The organism is Rhodococcus sp. OS5 (assembly GCF_056837585.1).
The window spans coordinates 5,287,830-5,308,998 of record NZ_CM166368.1; the positions used below are offsets into that span (position 1 = coordinate 5,287,830).

The following is a 21,169-nucleotide window of genomic DNA, read 5'->3' on the forward strand; positions in this document are numbered from 1 at the left end:
GTTGAGCACCTCACCTACGGCCCCCACTGCGGCCCCCAAGACGCCCCCGCGACGACACTGGATCGTCGGAACGTTCCGCACCCCATTGGGAATCCTGGCCCTCACCTTCCTGACCGCTCTGATCGCCCTCGTCATCTTCGGACCGATGATCTGGGGTGACGCCGCTGTCGCAGCCAACCCGAAGGCACTCTCTCAGGGACCGAGTTCCGAGCACATCTTCGGCACCGACGCCGGCGGGCGTGACGTCTTCGCCCGCACGATGACCGCCGCGAGACTGTCGGTGCTCATGGCTCTCGGAGCCGTCGCACTCGGTGTCACAATTGGCCTGATACTCGGTACGCTCCCGACGCTCGCTCCCCGCTGGGTCGGACGAATGGTCGTGGCATTCCTCAACTTCGCCATCGCATTCCCCGGACTGCTCCTCGCGATCTTCCTGTTGGTCGTTCTCGGACAGGGTGCTGGCAGCGCGGTGATCGCCATCGGTCTCGCCCTGGCCTCGCCGTTCGCGAGGTTGACGTACGCACTGGCTTCGTCGGTCAACGGACGCGACTTCATCGACGCAGCACGCATCCTCGGGGTTACCAAGCCGGGGCTGCTGTTCCGCCACATTCTCCCCAATATCCGTGAACCACTCATCGTCAATGCCAGCATCGCTGTCGGCAGCGGCCTCGTGGTCTTCGCCGGACTCTCGTTCCTCGGCTTGGGCATTCAGCCGCCTGCATTCGACTGGGGCCGGATGCTCAACGAAGGTCTGTCGAAGATCTTCGTCAACCCGGCCACCGCACTCGCCCCCGGCATCGCCGTCGTGCTCGCCGGCTTGACCTTCACGCTGCTCGGCGAGGCCATTGCTCGCGGCGCGGGAGTTCGCAGCCCGATCAGCAGTCGCCTGCCGAAGTGGAAGCCGATCAACCGGAAAACTGCCCAGGCCGATTCGGCGCCCACCGACGAAGACGCGGTACTGACCGTCCGCAACATGTCCGTCGCAGTCCCCGCGGGTGACGACTGGCGTCGCCCCGTCGACAACATCAGTTTTACAGTTCACCGCGGCGAAACCGTGGGCATCGTCGGTGAATCCGGGTCCGGAAAGTCACTGAGTTGCATGGCAATCGCGCAGCTGACCGACCACCCCACCGTGGTCGACGCCGGGCTCATCGAGTTCGACGGCACCGTGCTGATGAAGGACGGAAAGCGGCCGGACGACGCGGCTTCGCGCAAGGTTGCCCGCCAACTCGGCACACGTATGGCGATGGTGTTCCAGGATCCGATGTCGTCCATGAATCCGTCTCTCAAGGTCGGATACCAGGTCGCCGAGATCGGTTGGCTCCACGAAGGTATGAGCAAGGCCGACGCGAAGAAGGCGGCAGTCGAGCGACTGAACGCCGTCAAGATCCCCGACGCGCCCAGGCGTGCGAAGCAGTACCCCCACGAGTTCTCCGGCGGTATGCGTCAGCGCGCGATGATCGCCATGGGTCTGATGGGTAAGCCCGCTCTGATCATCGCGGACGAACCCACCACTGCGCTCGACGTGACCGTTCAGCGTGAGGTCCTCGGGCTGCTCCACGAGGTTCGCGAAGAAACCGGCGCCGCAATCCTTCTCATCTCGCACGACATGGCCGTCATCACCGGCATGTGCACCCGTGTCCTCGTCATGTTTGCCGGCGAAATCGTCGAAGACATCGCAGTCGACGATCTGATTGCCGGCCGTGCAAAGCATCCGTACACCCGCGCGCTGATCGCCGCGGTCCCCACCATGAGCACCGATCGCGACAAGCCGCTTGCCACCGTCGACGAAGCCTGGCAGGTGGAGAGCCTCGACGCCGAGGAGAGCACCGCCGACATCGAGTTGGAAGAACTGTTGGCTGTTGCAGAGGAGATCCGATGAGCAGACTCGAATTCCGTGACGTCAACGTCCACCTCGGTAGCGGTTCGAAAAAATTCCACGCCGTCAAGAACATCAATCTCGACATCCCCTCCGGATCGGTGGTCGGTCTCGTCGGTGAATCGGGTTCCGGAAAGTCGACACTGGCGCGAGCAACTGTCGGCCTGGCCGAGCCCAGTTCCGGCCAGATCCTTCTCGACGATGTGGACGTCGCTCACGCCCGCGGCGCGACGGCTCGTCTGCGCCACCGGATCCAGATGGTCTTCCAAGATCCGTACTCGTGCCTCGACCCGCGAATGACCATCGGCCAGTCACTCGCCGAGGCGCTGCGGTCCACCGAGCGTCGTGACAAAGCTCGGCGCAGCCGCGGCGACCGCGCTGCCGAGGTCGCTCGACTCCTCACCACCGTCCAACTGCCGGTGGAGAAGGCGCACGAATACCCATCGTCGTTGTCGGGTGGTCAGCGCCAACGCGTTGCCCTCGCGCGGGCTTTGGCAGCCGCACCGGCAGTTCTGCTTGCCGACGAAATCACCTCCGCTCTGGACGTGTCCGTGCAGGGCGCGGTTCTGAATCTGTTGGTGGATCTGCAGAAGCAGCTTGGTCTGACGGTTCTGTTCGTCAGTCACAACCTGGCGGTGATCCGCTACGTCTGTGACCACGTCGCAGTCATGCTCGGCGGCGAGATCGTCGAGCACGGGCCGGTTCTCGACGTGATCGATTCGCCCAAGGAGCCGTACACGGCAAAGCTGTTGTCCGCGATCCCGACATTCGGGGAGCCGATGTTCCAATGACAACGCCAACCACTCTCGACTCTCCCGCAGCCGTAGCCCGTGCCGAAGAACGTCGTTCGGCGAGAATCCAGGATTACGCGTCCGTGGTTACACCGACCAGCATCGCCGTATCGGCGTCGGGACGCATTGCATACGTACGTACCGAATCGAATCCGGCTGCGGATACCAACGAGCACTCGATCTGGTTGGCTTCCCCGCAACTACAGCTCACCGCGGGACCTGCCGACACCTCGCCGGCTTGGCATCCCGTTTCGACGCTGTTGGTCTTCGTTCGGCCGGATTCCTCGGGCACACCACAACTGTGGAAGGTCGACGCCACCGGGGGTCCGGCAACACAGCTGACCACCACGGCGCAGCTCCCGCTCGGCGCGGGGGCACCGGTGTTCTCTCCTGACGGCGCTCGGATCGCCTTCAGCGCCCCCGTCGACCGCACTGCCGCCGGATCGTCATGCCTCTTGGTGGCGAAGCGCCTCAACTACAAGGTCGACGGATCCGGTGTCCGGGGCAGCGTTCGGGCGCACTTGTTCGAGTTCGATCTGGCCGCCGGCTCGCTTCGGCAGCTGACGGACGGCGATTGGGACGCTTCGCATCCCGCGTACAGTCCCGACGGCACCGAACTGGCTTTCACCGCGGCGATGGACGGCGACGCCGATCTGACGCGGGCGAGTTCCGCCTGGACCGTATCGCTGACTGATCTCGCCTCCACTCCGCGGATGTTGGGGCACGCACGCGGCATCGCAGGACCACTTGCATGGACACCTGCCGGCGACGCGGTCGTAGCCGTCGGTTGGCACACACCGATCATTCACAACAACGAACTTCTTGTCCTGCACCGCGACCAGCGAGTGGAAGACCGCAGCCTGACGTCCGGACTCGACCGAAACGTCATGCCGGGCGGAACCGGTTATCCCGGTGGCGCACCGAGTTTCACCGCCGACGGCGACATCGTCTTCTGCATCCGCAACCACGGCTCCACCGAACTGCACAAGGTCGATTTCGGATCAGGCTCCGTCTCACCACTTCTCACCGGCGAGCAGACAGTGGTCTCAGGCCTTGCCCTGACGTCCGGGCGAGCCGTCGTCGCGCTGGCAACGGCGACATCCTTCGGCGAGGTCGCCGTCATCGACCTCGAGACTCGTGCAGTCGAAACGGTCACCGAATTGAACACGGAACTGACAACTTCCGTCGCGTTTCCAGTCGCCTCCGAGCGTTGGTTCGACATCAGCGACGGCACCCGTGTTCAGGGTTGGATCCTGCGCGACCCGAACGTCACGGGCGCCGGTCCGCTGGTTCTGGACGTCCACGGCGGACCACACAATGCCTGGACCGGAACGCCCACCGTGATGCACGCATACCACGCGGAACTGGTCGCGCTGGGATTCACGGTCTTGATGATCAATCCGCGCGGAAGTGACGGCTACGGAAACGACTTCTTCGACGGTGTGCGGGACGGCTGGGGTGAGGCGGATCGTGCCGACCTGCTCGAACCGGTCGAAACCCTTGTCGCCGAGGGGATGGCCGATCCGAAGCAACTGGTACTCACGGGCTACAGCTACGGCGGATTCATGACGTGCGCCCTGACGTCCGTCACCGATCGGTTTGCCGTCGCAGTCGCCGGTGGTCTCGTTTGCGACATCGCGAACACGGCCGGCCCCTCGGACGAGGGCATCTTGCTGCAGACGGTCGAATTCGACCCGCAGTCATCTCGGGTACAGGAACTTTCGCCGCTGGGGCGAGTCTCCCAGGTGACGACACCGACGCTGATCCTTCACGGCGGCAGCGACGTCCGTTGCCCGGTCAACCAGGCCGAACAGTGGTTCGGTGGACTGCGTTTGGCCGGCACCCCGACCGAGTTGGTGGTTTTCCCGGACGCGTCACATGCCTTCGTGTTGACGGGTCGGCCGTCCCACCGACTGGAGTACAGCACTCGTCTCGTCGACTGGATCGAACGGCACCTCTCCCCCAAGCCCGCACTGACCACGGTCGATCCCGACTACTGGCAGTACCGACTCGACACCCTGAGTGCGAAGTACGGGGTGCCCGGCGCCTCACTGGGAATTCTGACCACAACCCGCAGCGGATTCTCCCGCACCGTGGTCACGTCTGGTGTCGTCAGTACCCGCACCGGCGTCGCGGCTACGCCCGACACGCTGTTCCAGATGGGTTCGATCAGCAAGGTCTGGACGGCCACCCTGATCATGCAGCTCGTCGAAGAAGGATTGCTGGATCTCGACTCACCTGTCCGGAACATCCTGCCGGACTTCGCAGTTGCCGACGCGGTAGCCACCGAAACGGTCACGACTCGCCACCTGTTGACTCACACCAGTGGCATCGACGGTGACGTTTTCATCGACGGCGGGCGCGGCGACGACTGCGTCGAGCGATACGTCGCATCACTGAAATCAACGGTGCAGCTCTTCGCCCCCGGCACCGATTGGTCGTACTGCAACACCGGCTTCGTGATCGCCGGACGAATCATCGAGGTTCTCCGAGGTAAGAGTTGGGACGCGGTTCTGCGCGAGCGGATCATCGAACCGCTCGGCCTGACCAAAACCACGACCCTGCCTGAGGAGACGGCACTGCACCGCGCTGCAGTCGGGCACGTCGGCGCTGCCGACGACCTCGAGCAGACACCACAATTCCTCATCCCTCGCTCGATGGGCCCCGCCGGTCTCATCAACAGCACCGCCGAGGACCTTCTTCTGTTCGCGCAGGATTCGATGCGCGAGGATCCGATTCTGCTTCAGCGGTCCACCCATCTGGCGATGCTCGAGGAGCGCCGCCAGATCGGTGACGTGTCGTCAGCGGACATCATGGGAACCACGTGGCTGCTGCATAATTGGGGCGGGGTACTGGCTCATGGCCACAATGGCGGAACTCTCGGCCAGCAGTCGTTCTTGCGAGTGGTGCCGTCGTGCGGTCTAGCCGTGGTCCTGATGGCCAACGGTGGAGCAATGGACGCTCTCTCCGGCGATCTTCTGGCTGAAGTAATCGGTTCCATAGGCGGCGTCAGTGTGACACCGGCATTCTCGCCTGGTGACCCCCACACCCGCGTCACGTCCTCACCTGAAGAACTCGATGCGCTGTGCGGCCTGTACCGCGATGCCGCAGCCGATTTCGTCTTGGAAAGGACCGGCGGTTCCCTGACCGCCCGCCGCACCGATCACATCGACCCTTCGGTCACCGCCGAAAGCGCAGAGTCCGTCTCTCTCAGCCTGATCGAAGTTCACCCTGGAGTATTCGCGACCCAACTACCTCAATCAGCGGGTTGGATCCGGATCACTTTCTCCGACAACGGGAGTACACAATTGCTACACGTCGGAAGCCGCGCGTATCCGCGAGTGAACAACCGATGACCATTCTCCGCGATCTGGCCGAGCGCCAACTTCCTCAGATCCTCGAGGACGCCATCGCGCTCATCGAAGTCGAGTCGCCGTCACACGATCTCGAAGCTGTTGCCCGCAGCGCGAAGTGGACGTCAGACCTTGTCCACGAACGACTCAGCGTGACACCGGAGTCGATAGTGACGGAAGGCCGTACCCATCTGGTGACCCGTTTCGGCAGCTCACCGACGCGGCTGATGCTGCTCGGTCATCATGACACCGTGTGGCCGATCGGCACCCTGACACGCCTGCCCGCAGCCGTCACCGACGGAGCGCTCCGAGGTCCGGGCGGACTCGACATGAAACTTGGTGTCGTTCAGGCAATCCACGCCCTCGCTATCGTCCGGGAGCTGCACGGCGACGATGCACTCGACGGAATCACACTCCTCGTGACCGGTGACGAAGAAATCGGTTCACCCACGTCGCGGTCCCTCATCGAGGAACTTGCGGCAGGCGCGGTACTGGTTCTCGAGGCCGGCGGTGACGGTGGCGAACTGAAGACTATCCGCAAGGGAGTGTCGCTGTATCGGATCCATGTTGCCGGTCGCGCCGCCCACGCCGGGCTGGAGCCGGAAAAAGGCATCAACGCTGCAGTAGAACTGGCTCGTCTCGTGATCGCGATCAACGACTTGTCCTCGCCGGCGCAGGCAACCACCGTCACCCCGACTGTCATTTCAGCCGGAACCACAACCAACACCGTTCCGGCAGAAGCCTTCGTCGACGTGGACGTGCGCGCGACCAGCGCTGCCGAGCAGGAGCGCGTCGATGCGAATATCCGAGCCCTGCAGGCAATCCACCCCGCAGCCGTAGTCACGGTCTCGGGTGGCGTCAACCGTCCCCCTCTCGAAGCGACGATGTCCGCACCGTTGCTGGCGTTGGCGGAACGCGTTGCGCTCGAGCATGATCTGACTCCTCCCGTCGGCCTCGCCGTCGGCGGAGCCTCGGACGGAAACTTCACTGCCGGCATCGGCATCCCCACCCTCGACGGCCTCGGTGGCGTCGGCGGCGGTGCACACGCCGAGACCGAGCATGCGCTCGTGTCCGCAATCGCTCCGAGAACGGCGTTGGTTGCGGGCCTTATTCGTTCGATCACGTCTGAAGGGGGCCCTCGTGTCGAAAAGCAAAGCGGTTGAGTTTCGAGAACTGGTCGATACCCGCGAAATAGCCGATCTATCCGCCGTTTTCGACGAGATCTGGGCTACCAGTCCCGGACCGGCTCATTTCGGCACTGCGATGTTGGTTGCGCTTCACCACGGTGGTCACTACGTGGTGGGAGCCTTTTCCGAAGGCGAAATGATCGGTGGTTGCGTCGGATTCTTCGTCGAGCCTCTCGGCGAGGTTCTGCACTCACACATCGCCGGAGTACTACCGGGACACGCAGGCAAGGGAATCGGCCGCGCCCTCAAGCATCATCAGCGAGACTGGTGCATCGAGCGCGGCGTCAGGACGATCCGGTGGACCTTCGATCCACTGGTCGCACGAAATGCCTATTTCAACATTCAGCGTCTCGGAGCCGAACCGGCCGAATACAACCCGGATTTCTACGGGTCGATGGCAGACGGAATCAACGCAGGCGACGCCAGCGATCGTATGCTCGTCAGTTGGGACCTCGACGTCGATGGGTCTCCGAGTTCTACTGTGGCCGTGAATGATACATTCAAGGTGCTTCAACCCACCGAAGACGGTACGCCTCGAATGCTCCCGATCCCACCCGACTGCGTCGATATCGCAGTCGGAATACCCAGAGACATCGAGCATCTGAGAACAGTCGACCGCGCCTCTGCCTTTGCCTGGCGACACGCGCTTCGCGAGTACCTCGAACCACTGATCGCCTCGAAGGAATGGCAATCGACCGGCTTCGACCCCAGCGGCTATTACATGTTCACGAAAATCTGCGAGACAACCGGAGAAGAGCAAGTCCATGCACATTGAGTCCGTCGAATTGCGCGAACTGCGCATCCCTCTCGTCTCCCCCTTCACCACGTCATTCAGCACCCAGCTCGAGCGCAACACCCTCGTCCTGAAAGTGAGCGGCACCACCGACGGCCCCAACGGTCCGGTGGAGACCGTCGGCTGGGGCGAGTGCGGCTCGCTCAGCGATCCGTACTACAACTCCGAATACACCGCTGGTGCGCGGGCGATGCTTCGCGAGTATCTCGTTCCGACGCTGCGTAAGTCGCAGTCGGATCAGCCGCTCTCGGCCGAGACGGTCGGCAGCGTACTTCACCACGTCGTGGGTCACCAGATGTCGAAGTCGGCTATCGAAATGGCAATCCTCGATGCTGAATTGCGCGCTCGTGGACAGTCTTTCGCTCGGTACCTCGGTGCCACTCGCACTCGGGTGCCCTCGGGAGTGTCCGTCGGCATCCAGGACAGCATTCCGCAGCTACTCGAAACCGTCGGTAATTATCTGTCGCAGGGTTACGTGCGAATCAAACTGAAGATCAAGCCGGGCTGGGACATCGCTCCCGTGGCTGCGGTGCGCAAGGAGTTCGGCTACGACGTTCCTCTGCAGGTCGACGCGAATGCCGCGTACACCCTCGTCGACGCGCAGTTGCTGCGCCGCCTGGACGAATTCGCACTGCTCCTCATCGAACAGCCGCTGGCCGAGGACGATTTGGTGCAGCACGCCAAGCTTGCCCAGTCCCTCTCGACTCCGATCTGCCTCGACGAGTCGGTCGAGTCGGCCAAGGATGCGGCGGATGCCATCACGCTCGGCGCCGCTTCGGTCATCAACATCAAGCCAAGCCGCGTAGGTGGATATCTGGAAGCCAAGCGCATCCACGATCTCGCCTCGGCGCACGGTATTGCGGTGTGGTGCGGCGGAATGCTCGAGACCGGAATCGGCCGCGCCGCCAACGCAGCCCTCGCGGCGCTGGACGGATTCACGCTGCCCGGCGACATCTCGGCGTCCGATCGCTTCTACAAGGAAGACATCACCGAACCTTTTGTCATCGAGGACGGCCACATCGCCGTGCCGCAGGGACCGGGCTTCGGTGTGACTCCGCGCGAAGACGTCATGGATCGCTTCACGGTCGGAACCGAGATTCTGTAGGTCCGTCACACAGTCACGCAGCAGCCACCTCCACCGTCACCCCGGAGGTGGCTGTTCGTCGTTTGTGTCGGTAGGGGGGTGCATAGTGATTCGGACATGACGTTCTGCACCGAAAGGCCCCCGATGAGTAGCTGGTCCGATCGCCCGATCTGCGCGTTCGACCTCGAGACCACGGGGCGGGATCCGTCGACCGCTCGTATCGTCAGTGCCTGCGTCGCGGTGATCGACGGTTCGAGTGTCGAAACACGCACGTGGCTACTCGATCCCGGCGTCGACATCCCCGCCGGCGCCTCGGCTGTTCACGGCATCAGCACCGAGTTCGCGGCGCAACACGGCCAGGATTATTCCGAGGGCTACGAAGAGATTCGCGAGGCTCTGCACAATTCCTGGGCGCGCGATCACGCCGTCGTGGCGTTCAATGCCTCCTATGATCTGACGGTCATGCATGCCGAGGGTCTGCGCATCGGCAAGCCTGCATTCGTTCCGGGGTTGGTGATCGATCCGTACGTGATCGATCGGGCGATGGATACGTTCCGCAAGGGCAAGCGAACGCTTGCGGCCGTGTGCGAGCACTACGGAATTTCATTGGAGTCGGCGCACGAAGCCGAGGCCGATGCCAAAGCTGCGGCAGCGTTGGCCCGCGAGTTGGCCGTGCGGTTCCCCGACATCCTGGGGCTCGATCTCATGGTCGATCAAGCCGATTGGCACGCCGAGCGGCAACGCGATTTCGCCGAGTACCTTCTCAGCCAAGGGAGGGACGTGGCAGATGTGAACGGCCAGTGGCCGATTCGCATCATCGCCTGACGTCCTCCCCGGCTCGGACGACCGCGCGCTACGCCGGGACCGGCGGCCACACCGGCGCAATGGACCACGGACGGGCTGTTTCGAGCTGCGACGCAACCTGAATCAGCAGATCTTCACGGCCGAACGCGCCGACCAACTGCACGCCGATCGGAACGCCGGCCGAGTCATGACCCATCGGCAAGGAAATCGCCGGCTGACCTGAACTGTTGAACGGACTGGTCAAGCCGCTGTACCCGGCCGAATGCTCCCAGATCGACATAGGATTCGCCGTATCGAGCAGACCGAGCGGAGCTGCCGGCCGAGCCATCGTCGGAGTCAGCAACAGGTCGTGATCGACAAAGAACGCACCGATCACCTGGGCGGCCCGCTCGAGTTCCTGCAGCGCCTTGACGACGTTCGTCGCACTTTCGGACTTCGCGCGGTCGTAGATCATCCGCGCCATCGGCTCGAGGTCGTCGTCGCGGATCGCGCGGTTCAGGGCGTCGAGTCGTTCGTCGACCTCGATCGTCATCGGAATGCCCATCAACACCGAAAGCCCGGCAGTGAGCGCATCGAGCGGAAAGTTCGGGGCACTCTCGGTGACATCGTGACCGAGTTCTTCGAGCAGGCCGGCAACACCGGTCGCGACGGCCGAGCACTCCGGGTCCACCGGTGTGCCGTCAGGAAGAGCGTTACTCAGACCGATCCGCAACCGTCCGGGATCGGCACCCACTTCCTCGATGTACGGCCGCTTCGGCGCCAGGATCACGTAAGGATCGCCCACTGTCGGCCCGGCGGACAGATCGAGAAGCAACGCAGTGTCGCGGACACTTCGGGTGAGCGCGTGATGAACACTCATCGGCGACGAGAAGAGCGTGCGCGCCGGTGCCGTCGGAGTACGTCCTCGGCTCGGCTTGAGGCCTACCAGGCCGCAGGCCGATGCGGGAATACGGATCGATCCACCACCGTCGCTGGCATGCCCGCCTGGCACGATCCCGACGGCAACAGCTACAGCCGTGCCACCCGAAGATCCGCCGGGCGAACGATCAAGGGCGTAAGGGTTACGGGTGGGTCCGAACAGCGCAGGTTCGGTACTCGCGTTCTTGCCGAACTCCGGGGTGTTCGTCTTGCCGATGACAACCAGACCAGCCTGGCGGTAGCGCTCGACGAGCGTCGAATCTTTTTCTGCCACAGCGTCGGCGAACAATCGAGATCCATTGGTGCTCGGCAATCCTGCGACGTCCATGCCGAGGTCTTTGATCACGAACGGGACGCCCTGCAGTGGACCATCCGGCAGGCCGCCTGATACCTCGTTGCGCGCTTCCTCTCGGCGCTCACTGATCACCGCGTTGACTGCCGGGTTGCGCTCGTCGAGCCTGTCCAGACTGAACTCGAGGACTTCCTTGGCGGAGACGTCGCCGCTCTTGATCGCTTCGGCCAGGCCGGTCATGTCGTTGTTGTCGAACAAATCCTGCATCGATGCCCTCATCACTCGTGTCGAACTCTGCCGATAGTGAGGTCCGTCATATCAACCGGAGTGGCGACGCAGTTCCGAAATTCCGCTTGGCGGGACCGATCAGAGAATCAAGCCCTCACAGAATCAAACCTTGCCGCCGCGCTTCCACGACCGCTTCGTGACGACTGCGGACGTCGAGTTTTCCCATCAGATTCCTCATGTACGTCTTGATCGTTTCGACGCTCAGGGACAACCTCTCGGCGATCTCGGCATTGCGCAGTCCGAGAGCGACGTAACCCATCACCTCCCGCTCGCGTGGCGACAGGACAACGGTGTTCGCGACTGGAGTGTTCGCGGAAGGTTTCGGCGACGCCAACGCCCGCAACTTTGCCTCGACCGCGAGGACCTGCGCGCTGAGAGCCATGTCCTCGAGGTTCGCCGCGATCTCGCCGAGCGCCAGGACGCTCTCGGTCAACCCTTCGGAAATCTGGGCATCGCGGTTCGAACCATGTTCCACCGCAGCGGTATCGAGCATCGCCACCCGACGATCCACTTCGTCGCGAATCTCGAATTCTCGGGCCAACGCGTACGACGATCGCATCATCGTCTCTGCGATCACGTCGCCGATCGGCAGGTTGGCACGCAGTCCTCCGTAGATCGCTCCGCGAGTAACCCCGCGTACGACGATGGGGACTGCCATCAAGGATTCAATCGCTTCGGTACCCACTTCATAGTCGTAGTCGTGAGTGATGTGCGACGAGTTCGCGTAGTCCTGGACCGCGCCCGGTCGTTGTTCTGCGATCGCCCGACCGCCGAGTCCGCATTCGGCGTCGATCCGCAGGTTTCGCAGGATGTTGCTGCGCGTGCCGACGTGACCGGTGATGGTCAGCGACCGGTCGCTGACGCAGCCGCCGAACAGAACCGGCAACTCGGTTTTGGGGTGCAGCCGACGCAGTTCGGCGCGCAACGCGTCGTCGTCGCTCGGTCTCAGTACCCTGCTCACTCTCACCTCCACGTACCCAATTCAGAGGGTAGCGGCACCTTTGGCTGGGCAATAGCGTGCATCCAGGCCGTTTGTAGTGCCGATCACACTTATCGTGACACCAACCGTGCCACGTCGCCTTCGGAGGAACCGTGTCTGTCCCGACAGCTGTTGCAGCCAACAACACCCCGCTCAGTCCGCTGCGCTTTCTCGAGCGCAGCGCCGCGGTGTTCCCTGAGCGCACCGCCGTCGTTCACGGCGACCGGACCTACTCGTACCGAGAGTTCGGTGACGAGGTCGCGGCTCTGGCCCGCGTCCTGCGTGAACGCATTCAGCCCGGTGACCGCGTTGCATACCTGGCGCCGAACGTACCCGAGATGCTGTTCGCGCATTTTGCCGTCCCCCTCGCCGGCGGGGTCCTGATCGCCCTGAACTCACGCCTCGCCGGTCCCGAACTCGAATACATTCTCGATCACTCGGGAACCACGATCCTGTTCGTGGACTCCGAATTCGTCGGTTCGGTCACCTCGTCCAAGGCAAACGTGGAGAGCCTGCGTGAGATCGTCGAGATCCCGGACTCCACCGTCCCCTATCCGGACGTTCCCACCGGAATCGTCACCGGGCAGTACGCCGATCTGATTGCCGAAGGCGAAGCTCTCTCCGATCAGCCACTGCACTGGGGCGTCGACGACGAGCAGCAGTGCATCGCCATCAACTACACCTCGGGTACCACCGGAAAACCCAAGGGCGTCATGTACTCCCACCGCGGGGCGTACCTGAACTCGCTCGGCGAGACATTCCACAACGGCTTCGACGGAGCGACGAAGTATCTGTGGACACTGCCGATGTTCCACTGCAACGGGTGGTGCACGCCGTGGGCCGTCACTCAGGCCGCGGGCACACACATCTGCCTGCGCGCGGTCCGCGCCGATGCGATCTGGGACGCCATCGACAATCTGGGCGTGACACATCTGTGCGGCGCTCCTACCGTCTGCTCCACCATCGCCGACGCAGACCAGGCCCACAAGGTCGACGCCTTGCGCATCACCACCGCCGGAGCTCCCCCGTCACCGACGATCATCGGAAAACTCGAAGACATCGGTGTCACCGTGGTTCACGTCTACGGCCTCACCGAGGTGTACGGCCCCTACACGATCTGCGAATACCAGGAAGCCTGGGACGACAAGCCGCAGTCCGAGCGCGCCGCACTTCTCTCGCGTCAGGGAGTCGGCATGGTGCAGGCCGAAAATGCTCGCGTTGTCGATGCCGAGATGAACGACGTCCCCGCCGACGGCCAGACCATGGGTGAGATCGTGCTCCGCGGCAACAACGTGATGCTCGGGTACTACCGCGACGAGGCCGCGACAGCCGAAGCATTTGCCGGTGGTTGGTTCCATTCCGGCGACCTCGGCGTCATGCATCCCGACGGATACATCCAGCTCAAGGACCGCGCGAAGGACATCATCATCTCAGGCGGCGAGAACATCTCCACCGTCGAGGTCGAGCAGGCGATCATGAGTCACCCCGCGGTGATCGACGTGGCAGTCGTCGGCGTTCCGGACGAGAAGTGGGGCGAGCGCCCGAAGGCATTCGTGGTGCTGGGCAAGGGATTACAGGCATCCGCCGAAGACATCGTCGAGCACACCCGCACTTTGCTGGCCGGGTACAAGGTTCCCCGCGACATCGTCTTCCCGCTCGACCTTCCTCGCACCCCCACCGGCAAGGTTCTCAAGTTCCAGCTACGCGCCGACAACTGACGCCGACGAAACCTGGATACTTGCATCCATGACCGAGCGCTCCGATGTACCCGGAACTGACCCCGCACAGTTTCGGGTACACGTCGCGTCTCAAGCGATCCGGTTGTTCTCGGAGAACGGGTACGAAGCCACCACCGTCGAGCAGATCGCCGCTGCCGCCGGTGTGTCGCGTCGGACGTTCTTCCGGCAGTTCCGCTCCAAGGAAGACGTGATCTTCGCCGATCACGAGTCCCTCCTCGAACACGTCGCAGAGTTCCTCGCGTCCGATTCCGCCGACCCCTGGGCGTCCGTGTGCGAGGCCGCAGGACTGGTCTTCGATTTCTTCCGCAGGAACCGAGACCTGTCGATGCGGCGATACCGCGTCGTACAGCATGTTCCGGCTCTTCGCGACCGCGAACTCGTCACCGGATTCCGCTACGAGCGCCTCTTCGTCGACTACCTGCGCAGCGCTGTGCCCCGCGAACCTGTCCTCGAGGTTGTCGGTTTTGCCGCAGCTGTCACCGCGTGCCACAACTACCTCTTGCGAAGCATGATCAAAGGCGACGAGGACGCCACAGCTGATGCACTAAGTCAGGCATTGCTCGACGTTCGGCGGACATACGGCGTGGCACCCGGGTCCAAGACCAGCACGCCAGAATCGAAGTCCGTGCTGGTAGTAGCCTTTCCCCCAGGCACGTCCGCTGATGAGATCAGCAGAAAAATCCACGAACAACTCGGCTGACACTGCTCGCGCACCGAAACTTCACACACCCATCCCTTGACCTGGCACTCAGTGCCGTGTTTGACTGGGGTCATGGGCACCGGTCTGTCCGCGAATCTCGCTGGTAACGCCGGAGCCGCACCGACCGCCTTCAAGCCACCTTCACCAAGGAGCGTTCCCATGGCAGGAAACCCGGATTTCAATCTCTTCGCACTGAACGAAGAGCACGACGAACTGCGGGCTGCTATCCGCGGACTCTCCGAGAAGGAAATCGCGCCGTACGCCAAGGACGTCGACGAGAACGCACGTTTCCCCGAGGAAGCGCTCACCGCTCTCAACGCGTCCGGCTTCAACGCCATCCACGTTCCCGAGGCTTACGACGGCCAGGGCGCCGATTCCGTCGCCACCTGCATCGTCATCGAGGAAGTCGCCCGCGTCTGTGGCTCCTCCTCGCTGATCCCCGCTGTGAACAAGCTCGGCACCATGGGCCTGATCCTCAAGGGTTCCGAAGAGCTCAAGTCCAAGGTGCTCCCGGACCTCGTCAACGGCGGAATGGCGTCGTACGCACTGTCCGAGCGTGAAGCCGGATCCGACGCCGCTTCGATGCGTACCCGCGCAAAGGCTGACGGCGACGACTGGATCCTCAACGGCTCCAAGTGCTGGATCACCAACGGCGGCAAGTCCACCTGGTACACCGTCATGGCTGTCACCGATCCCGACAAGGGCGCAAACGGCATCTCCTCCTTCATGGTCCACAAGGACGACGAGGGCTTTGTCGTCGGACCGAAGGAAAAGAAGCTCGGCATCAAGGGCTCCCCCACCGCTGAGCTGTACTTCGAGAACTGCCGCATCCCCGGCGACCGCATCATCGGCGAACCGGGCACCGGCTTCAAGACGGCACTCGAGACCCTCGACCACACGCGTCCCACCATCGGTGCTCAGGCTGTCGGCCTGGCCCAGGGCGCACTCGACGCGGCTCTGGCATACACCAAGGATCGCAAGCAGTTCGGCAAGTCCATCAGCGACTTCCAGGCTGTTCAGTTCATGCTCGCGGACATGGCGATGAAGGTCGAAGCCGCACGTCTGATGGTTTACACCTCCGCAGCACGCGCCGAGCGCGGCGAGAAGAACCTCGGCTTCATCTCCGCTGCGGCGAAGTGCTTCGCTTCGGACGTTGCCATGGAGGTCACCACCGACGCCGTGCAGCTGTTCGGTGGCGCCGGCTACACCACCGACTTCCCGGTCGAGCGCATGATGCGCGACGCCAAGATCACGCAGATCTACGAAGGCACCAACCAGATTCAGCGCGTCGTGATGTCGCGTGCGCTGTTGAAGTAAGGCACTTCGCGCCCCTGTGCGCCTTTCTGGTAGTTCTGACTACCGGAACGGCGCACAGGGGCTTGCCCCTAATTTTTGAGGAGAATTGTGGAACTCGTAGGCGTAATCGGCGGCGGCACCATGGGTGCCGGCATTGCCGAAGTTTGTGCAAAAGCCGGTAGCTCGGTACTGGTGCTCGAAACCAAAGAAGAATTTGCCGCCGCTGCTCGCGAACGGATCGCCAAGTCGATCAACCGCGGCGTCGCCAAGGGCAAGATCACCCAGGAAGACGCCGACGCCGCGATCGCACGCGTCCGCGTCACCTTGGACATGGAAGAGTTCGCCGATCGCGATCTGGTGATCGAAGCTGCTCCCGAGATCGAAGCTCTCAAGTACGAGATCTTCGGCAAGCTCGACAAGATCGTCAAGCCTGCAGGCATTCTGGCGACCAACACGTCGTCGATCCCCGTCATCAAGATCGCCAAGGCCACCTCGCGCCCCGGCCAGGTTGTCGGCGTTCACTTCTTCAACCCCGTGCCGGTCATGCCGCTCGTGGAGATCGTGGTCAGCCTGACGACGTCCGAAGAGACCGTTCTCGCCGTCACCGACTACGCCAAGAACACCTTGCGCAAGAAGACGGTTCGCGCGGGCGACCGTTCGGGCTTCATCGTCAACGCTCTGCTCATCCCGTACCTGTGCCAGGCTGTCCGGATGCTCGAATCCGGCTACGCCACAGCAGAAGACATCGACGAGGCCATGAAGGGCGGCTGCGGCTACCCGATGGGCCCGCTGACGCTGCTCGACACCGTCGGTCTCGACATCGCTCTCGCAGCAGCGGAGTCGCTGTACGCGGAATTCGCAGAACCGCACTACGCTCCGCCGGCGCTGCTTCGCCGCATGGTCGACGCCGGTCGCCTCGGCAAGAAGACCGGTCGCGGCTTCTACGAATACGCCTGAGTCCGACCGCTTCACTCTTCCGGCCCCTCACCTGTTGCAGGTGAGGGGCCGGAGTTGTTTTCGGGCAGATCTAGCCGAATCCATTGACAAATTCGCGCGGCGCAGCAAAAGTCATCATGTGACAACAACCGTTGTCACATGAGCGCAGGCGGAGGGTCAACCAGATGAGCAGCGATCCGGACACCGATACTCGTCGACCTAAGCCCCAGGCGCGACCAGAGCCCCGGGAACTACGAGCCGATCCGATCGGCCCCGGTTCCCTGACGTGGACACACTTCGGCGACGTTCGCGGTCTGCTGTATCTCGGACGCGCAGGCACGCTGCAGAACATGCACCCCGCGGTAAGTGGAGCGCTGCAAGATCATTCGAACTTCTTCGACAATCCGCTCGACCGCCTGTTCCGCTCACTTCCTCCCATCTACGGGGTCGTGTACGACCGGACCGAAGAGGGCACAGGCACGCTCGTTCGCAACTTCCACACCGATCTCAAAGGAACAGACGAAACCGGCGGGCGCTACCACGCCCTCGCTCCTGACACTTTCTGGTGGACTCACGTCACGTTCTTCGAGGTGATACTCGATTTCAACGAACGATTTGCATACAAGAAGTTCACACCGGAGCAGAAGGACCAGCTTGTCCGTGAGGCCGTAACCTGGTGGCGCTGTTACGGACTCACCGACCGACCGGCTTTCGACGACTACGCCAGCTTCCGCACGTATTGGGAAGACATGCTCGACAACCACCTGATCAACACCCACACCACAAAATGGTCGACGCGCATCGCCGAGCACGACATCGCACCGGCTCCGAAGGTTCCGACGTGGCTGTGGCGTCTTAGCTCTCGCCCCACGATGGCCGTGGCGAACTGGATCGGCAAGGCACTGATGCCGGAGAAGGCGCGCAAGACCCTTGAATGGGAATGGACGCCGCGCGACGAACGGATGTACTTCTGGTTCGCCCGCTTCCTGACATTGACAGATCGGTTCTGGCATCTGCTGCCGTTACGACTGCGGTATGCACCGCGCGCCTACTCGGGCATCCGCGCGCAGGGTCTGTGAGCACTCGTCGGTAGGCTGGAGTGCGTGCCAGCCCAACTCCCCTCCGACGCGATCAGTGTCCGCGTGGACAGCTGGACGTGGGCGGTTCGGCTGTTCAAAACACGCTCGCAGGCGGCGACCGCCTGCCGATCGGGACACGTTCGGGTCAACGGAACGTCGGCAAAGGCGGCTCAGCAGGTGAAAGCCGGCGACGAGGTGCGGGTGCGTGTATCCGGCATCGAGCGCATCGTCGTCGTGGTCAAGCCGATCACGAAGCGAGTCAGCGCCGTGCTGGCCGCCGATTGCCTGCAGGACAATTCGCCGCCCCCACCACCGCCCGAACTGATCGCGTCCATTCCGCGACGTGATCGTGGCGCCGGCAGACCGACCAAACGCGAGCGACGCGACCTCGAGAAGTTGCGCGGCCTCGAGCCCTGATTGCTACCTCGAAACAGGCTGACGCAGAACCGTCTTCAGTTTCTCGGGCGGTGTACGGCGAGCGTCGCTGAGATAGATCTCGTGATGATCGCCGTTGAAGCTCAGGCCGTTCGACGGGATGAACGTGTTGTGCAGCCGGTCCAGGGTAGGAGCTTCGTCGTCGTACGAGCCGACGTGAAGAATCTGGACGGACAGACCTTCCTCCAACTCGAGAAACCTGACCTTGTCGAGAGCGGCAATCTCCTTCTTGGCCCGCACTGCCTTGGCCCGGACTGCGTCAATCGACGCAGACAGTTCGGTCTCCGTGATCCACTCCGGTTGCGAGATCATCATCGTCCAATCCCACGACGACTTGTCCCGCGTCACGAACACCTCGGGGTCATCTGCCCGCCACAACCCTTCCAGCGGGCCCACGACGAAGTCGCGATCCAGTTCCTTCTTGCTCGCGAATTTGGTCGCGTAGGACACCGAATACAGCGCTTCGAGCGCCTCGGAGTACTCGGTGGCAGTGTTGGGATCACCGTGACCGTCGACGGCGAAGTAGCCGAAGCGCGGGACGGTCACGAGGGCAAAATCGCGGCGCCCGGGGGAATAGAGATCCTTGTATGCCTTCTTGACGTCGTACTTCTCCATACGCCACCCACCTGATCACTGGCCGAGTTTCAACGTTCGGAAACCTATCCGAGAACACCGACATTCCGATAGCGGACCACCGTCCCCTTGTTAATAGACCAGTGGACCTTTACTCTGGACGGGGTGACTACACCCCAGGCGACCGACGTCGCTCGAGTTCCGCGCCGCAGACCGTTGCGGATCGTTGCCATATCCGCGATTGTCGCGTCGATCTTGGCTCTGTTGTTCGTGTACCCGTGGTGGAGCTTGTTCGTCCGGCCGGACTGGCCGACAGCGGTGGCAGTTTTCGGCACCGTTCTATTTGCCGCCCTCCTGATCACCCTGCCTGCCACCATGATGCTCAGCCACGGACACACTGACCGCGATCCAGTTCGCCTGGTCGGCGACGCCCTCCTCGGAATCATCTGGGTCGTGTTCGTGTGGACCCTGCTCGGTGAAGTCCTGAGGCTCGGATTGCTCGTCGGCGGCGTGGATGACCCGCTTCGATCGAGAATCGTCGCCGTTGCGGCACTGATCACCTCGGCCGTTCTGCTGATCTGGGGCTATCGGGAAGCCATGAGACTGCCACGGATCAAGCACGTCGACGTCACCATCCCCCGCCTTGGTGCGGGGATGGACAAACTTCGGGTAGTCGCGATCACCGACACTCACTTCGGGCCGATCAATCGCGAGAAGTGGTCCGAGCGCGTGATCGCGGCAGTCAACGATCTCGACGCCGACATCGTGGCCCACGTCGGTGACATTGCCGACGGAACGGTAGAGCAGCGCCTCGGCCAAGCCACCCCACTCGCGTCGGTGGAAGCCAGACTCGCTCGTGTCTACGTCACCGGGAATCACGAGTACTTCCACGAGGCTCAGGAGTGGCTCGACTACATGACCTCGATCGGCTGGGATGCCCTGCACAACCGGCACCTCGTCGTCACCAAGGGCGGCGACAACCTGGTCATCGCCGGAGTCGACGACGCCACCGCTCTGGGATCGAAGCTCGACGGTCACGGCGCGAACTTCGATATGGCCCTTGCCGGCACCGACCCCGATTTGCCGATCCTGATGCTCGCCCATCAACCGAAGCAGGTAACTCAGTCCGCTTCCGCGGGAGTGGATCTGCAGCTCGCCGGTCATACCCACGGCGGACAGATCTGGCCGTTCAACCTTCTGGTCAAACTCGATCAACCGTCGGTGCACGGGCTCACCCGTCACGGCGACCGCACGCAGTTGTACACAAGCCGCGGAACCGGGTTCTGGGGTCCACCATTCCGCGTGTTCGCACCGAGCGAGATCACCGTCCTGACGCTGCACAGCGCCTGAACGGGCTCAGCTCGTTCGGGTTGCCGCTCGCGCCGACAGCCCGACGAGCTGATTGATCAGACCTTCACGTAGGCCGGTTGCGAACATGTCGGCAGCAGGGGGCGCCTGCATCTCGTTCAGTACGACGACCATGGATTCGGCAGGCTCGGCAGTCGGCCACAAGCCTGCAACAATCACCAGGGTTACCTTGGCGAATTGAGCCGCGTCGCCCTCCGAGAGGTGAGGCAATTGCGAATGAATCAGCGACGCAAACCTTCCCGAGTTGACCGTTGCCCGCTTCTTGAAGTCACGGGCGAAGTCGACGGAGATGTTTCTTTCGAGGACACCCGCCATGACGCTCATCAACTCACACAGTAAACGCTGTGCGACAAGCGATTCCGCAACCGTCGATGCCACATGGATTTCAGTGGCGAACGGCGAGTCGTCACCGGTCGGGGTCAACGACTCGGACAACCCGTCCAACCACGCAACCCAGTTCTCGTCGAGCACTTCGAGAAAGATGGCTTCGCGACTGTCGAAGTAGCGAAGCACGTTCGACTTCGCCAGTCCGACGCTCTCACTGAGCTCACGCAGGCTGATGTCGGCGACGGGCCTGGACCCGAGCATCGCGCGGGCCGCATCGAGAATCGCGCACCGACGCGCTTCGATCTGCTCAGGCCTGCGCGCGCGCTGAAATCCGTGGGTCGCCACCAT

The 21,169-nt window shown here is 62.9% G+C and carries 18 protein-coding genes; 14 read left to right on the top strand and 4 right to left on the bottom strand.

The window, feature by feature from the left end; translation table 11 throughout:
- Position 1: 1 nt before the first annotated feature.
- From ACVZUB_RS24640 to ACVZUB_RS24670, 7 genes are all read left to right on the top strand, one after another.
- Positions 2-1,882, top strand: a complete 1,881-nt coding sequence (locus ACVZUB_RS24640) for a dipeptide/oligopeptide/nickel ABC transporter permease/ATP-binding protein (RefSeq protein ID WP_225320135.1) — start codon at positions 2-4, stop codon at positions 1,880-1,882.
- A complete protein-coding gene (locus ACVZUB_RS24645; RefSeq protein ID WP_482627849.1) occupies positions 1,879-2,670 on the top strand; it encodes an ABC transporter ATP-binding protein in 792 nt (263 codons plus the stop codon). The genes ACVZUB_RS24640 and ACVZUB_RS24645 overlap by 4 nt, the downstream gene beginning before the upstream one ends.
- On the top strand, positions 2,667-6,026 hold the full coding sequence (locus ACVZUB_RS24650; RefSeq protein ID WP_230359056.1) for a serine hydrolase: 3,360 nt from the start codon (positions 2,667-2,669) through the stop codon (positions 6,024-6,026). The genes ACVZUB_RS24645 and ACVZUB_RS24650 overlap by 4 nt, the downstream gene beginning before the upstream one ends.
- Positions 6,023-7,186 carry a M20/M25/M40 family metallo-hydrolase gene (locus ACVZUB_RS24655; RefSeq protein ID WP_075834356.1) on the top strand — a complete coding sequence of 388 codons (1,164 nt, stop codon included), beginning with the start codon at positions 6,023-6,025 and terminating at the stop codon, positions 7,184-7,186. Before ACVZUB_RS24650 ends, ACVZUB_RS24655 begins: the two co-directional genes overlap by 4 nt.
- Complete coding sequence (locus tag ACVZUB_RS24660; protein ID WP_007731362.1) at positions 7,164-7,985, top strand: GNAT family N-acetyltransferase; 822 nt, start codon at positions 7,164-7,166, stop codon at positions 7,983-7,985. The genes ACVZUB_RS24655 and ACVZUB_RS24660 overlap by 23 nt, the downstream gene beginning before the upstream one ends.
- Positions 7,975-9,108, top strand: coding sequence for an o-succinylbenzoate synthase (gene menC / locus ACVZUB_RS24665; RefSeq protein WP_030535169.1), 1,134 nt, complete (start codon positions 7,975-7,977; stop codon positions 9,106-9,108). The genes ACVZUB_RS24660 and menC overlap by 11 nt, the downstream gene beginning before the upstream one ends.
- A 123-nt stretch (positions 9,109-9,231) precedes the next feature.
- Complete coding sequence (locus ACVZUB_RS24670) at positions 9,232-9,912, top strand: 3'-5' exonuclease (protein ID WP_003940028.1); 681 nt, start codon at positions 9,232-9,234, stop codon at positions 9,910-9,912.
- A 28-nt stretch (positions 9,913-9,940) separates the two neighbouring features.
- Here the strand turns inward: ACVZUB_RS24670 and ACVZUB_RS24675 are convergent, their stop codons facing one another.
- Both ACVZUB_RS24675 and ACVZUB_RS24680 read right to left on the bottom strand, forming a co-directional pair.
- Positions 9,941-11,368, bottom strand: coding sequence for an amidase (locus tag ACVZUB_RS24675; protein ID WP_003940167.1), 1,428 nt, complete (start codon positions 11,366-11,368; stop codon positions 9,941-9,943).
- A 115-nt stretch (positions 11,369-11,483) separates the two neighbouring features.
- Positions 11,484-12,350 (bottom strand): helix-turn-helix transcriptional regulator, encoded by an 867-nt coding sequence (locus tag ACVZUB_RS24680; protein WP_030535167.1) that lies wholly within the window; start codon positions 12,348-12,350, stop codon positions 11,484-11,486.
- A gap of 131 nt (positions 12,351-12,481) precedes the next feature.
- Here ACVZUB_RS24680 and ACVZUB_RS24685 point away from each other — a divergent pair, with 131 nt between their 5' ends.
- The 6 genes from ACVZUB_RS24685 to ACVZUB_RS24710 all read left to right on the top strand — a co-directional run bounded on the left by ACVZUB_RS24685 (position 12,482) and on the right by ACVZUB_RS24710 (position 18,535).
- Positions 12,482-14,086 (top strand): acyl--CoA ligase family protein, encoded by a 1,605-nt coding sequence (locus tag ACVZUB_RS24685; RefSeq protein ID WP_003940122.1) that lies wholly within the window; start codon positions 12,482-12,484, stop codon positions 14,084-14,086.
- A gap of 28 nt (positions 14,087-14,114) precedes the next feature.
- Positions 14,115-14,807, top strand: coding sequence for a TetR family transcriptional regulator (locus ACVZUB_RS24690; protein ID WP_003939674.1), 693 nt, complete (start codon positions 14,115-14,117; stop codon positions 14,805-14,807).
- A 159-nt stretch (positions 14,808-14,966) separates the two neighbouring features.
- Positions 14,967-16,124 (top strand): acyl-CoA dehydrogenase, encoded by a 1,158-nt coding sequence (locus ACVZUB_RS24695; RefSeq protein ID WP_003939784.1) that lies wholly within the window; start codon positions 14,967-14,969, stop codon positions 16,122-16,124.
- Positions 16,125-16,211: 87 nt separating this feature from the next.
- Positions 16,212-17,060 (top strand): 3-hydroxybutyryl-CoA dehydrogenase, encoded by an 849-nt coding sequence (locus ACVZUB_RS24700; RefSeq protein ID WP_020909078.1) that lies wholly within the window; start codon positions 16,212-16,214, stop codon positions 17,058-17,060.
- 164 nt (positions 17,061-17,224) lie between these two features.
- Positions 17,225-18,118: an oxygenase MpaB family protein gene (locus tag ACVZUB_RS24705; RefSeq protein ID WP_063315802.1), complete on the top strand. Its 894-nt coding sequence runs from the start codon at positions 17,225-17,227 to the stop codon at positions 18,116-18,118.
- Positions 18,119-18,142: 24 nt separating this feature from the next.
- Positions 18,143-18,535, top strand: a complete 393-nt coding sequence (locus tag ACVZUB_RS24710; RefSeq protein WP_029256216.1) for an RNA-binding S4 domain-containing protein — start codon at positions 18,143-18,145, stop codon at positions 18,533-18,535.
- Positions 18,536-18,538: 3 nt separating this feature from the next.
- Here ACVZUB_RS24710 and ACVZUB_RS24715 read toward each other — a convergent pair whose 3' ends face one another.
- Positions 18,539-19,168 carry a GyrI-like domain-containing protein gene (locus tag ACVZUB_RS24715; RefSeq protein ID WP_007731353.1) on the bottom strand — a complete coding sequence of 210 codons (630 nt, stop codon included), beginning with the start codon at positions 19,166-19,168 and terminating at the stop codon, positions 18,539-18,541.
- Between the two features lie 123 nt (positions 19,169-19,291).
- Here ACVZUB_RS24715 and ACVZUB_RS24720 point away from each other — a divergent pair, with 123 nt between their 5' ends.
- Positions 19,292-20,476, top strand: a complete 1,185-nt coding sequence (locus ACVZUB_RS24720) for a metallophosphoesterase (protein WP_064687691.1) — start codon at positions 19,292-19,294, stop codon at positions 20,474-20,476.
- A gap of 6 nt (positions 20,477-20,482) precedes the next feature.
- On the opposite strand, the gene ACVZUB_RS24725 is transcribed toward ACVZUB_RS24720, so the two are convergent.
- Positions 20,483-21,169 carry a TetR/AcrR family transcriptional regulator gene (locus tag ACVZUB_RS24725; RefSeq protein ID WP_007731351.1) on the bottom strand — a complete coding sequence of 229 codons (687 nt, stop codon included), beginning with the start codon at positions 21,167-21,169 and terminating at the stop codon, positions 20,483-20,485.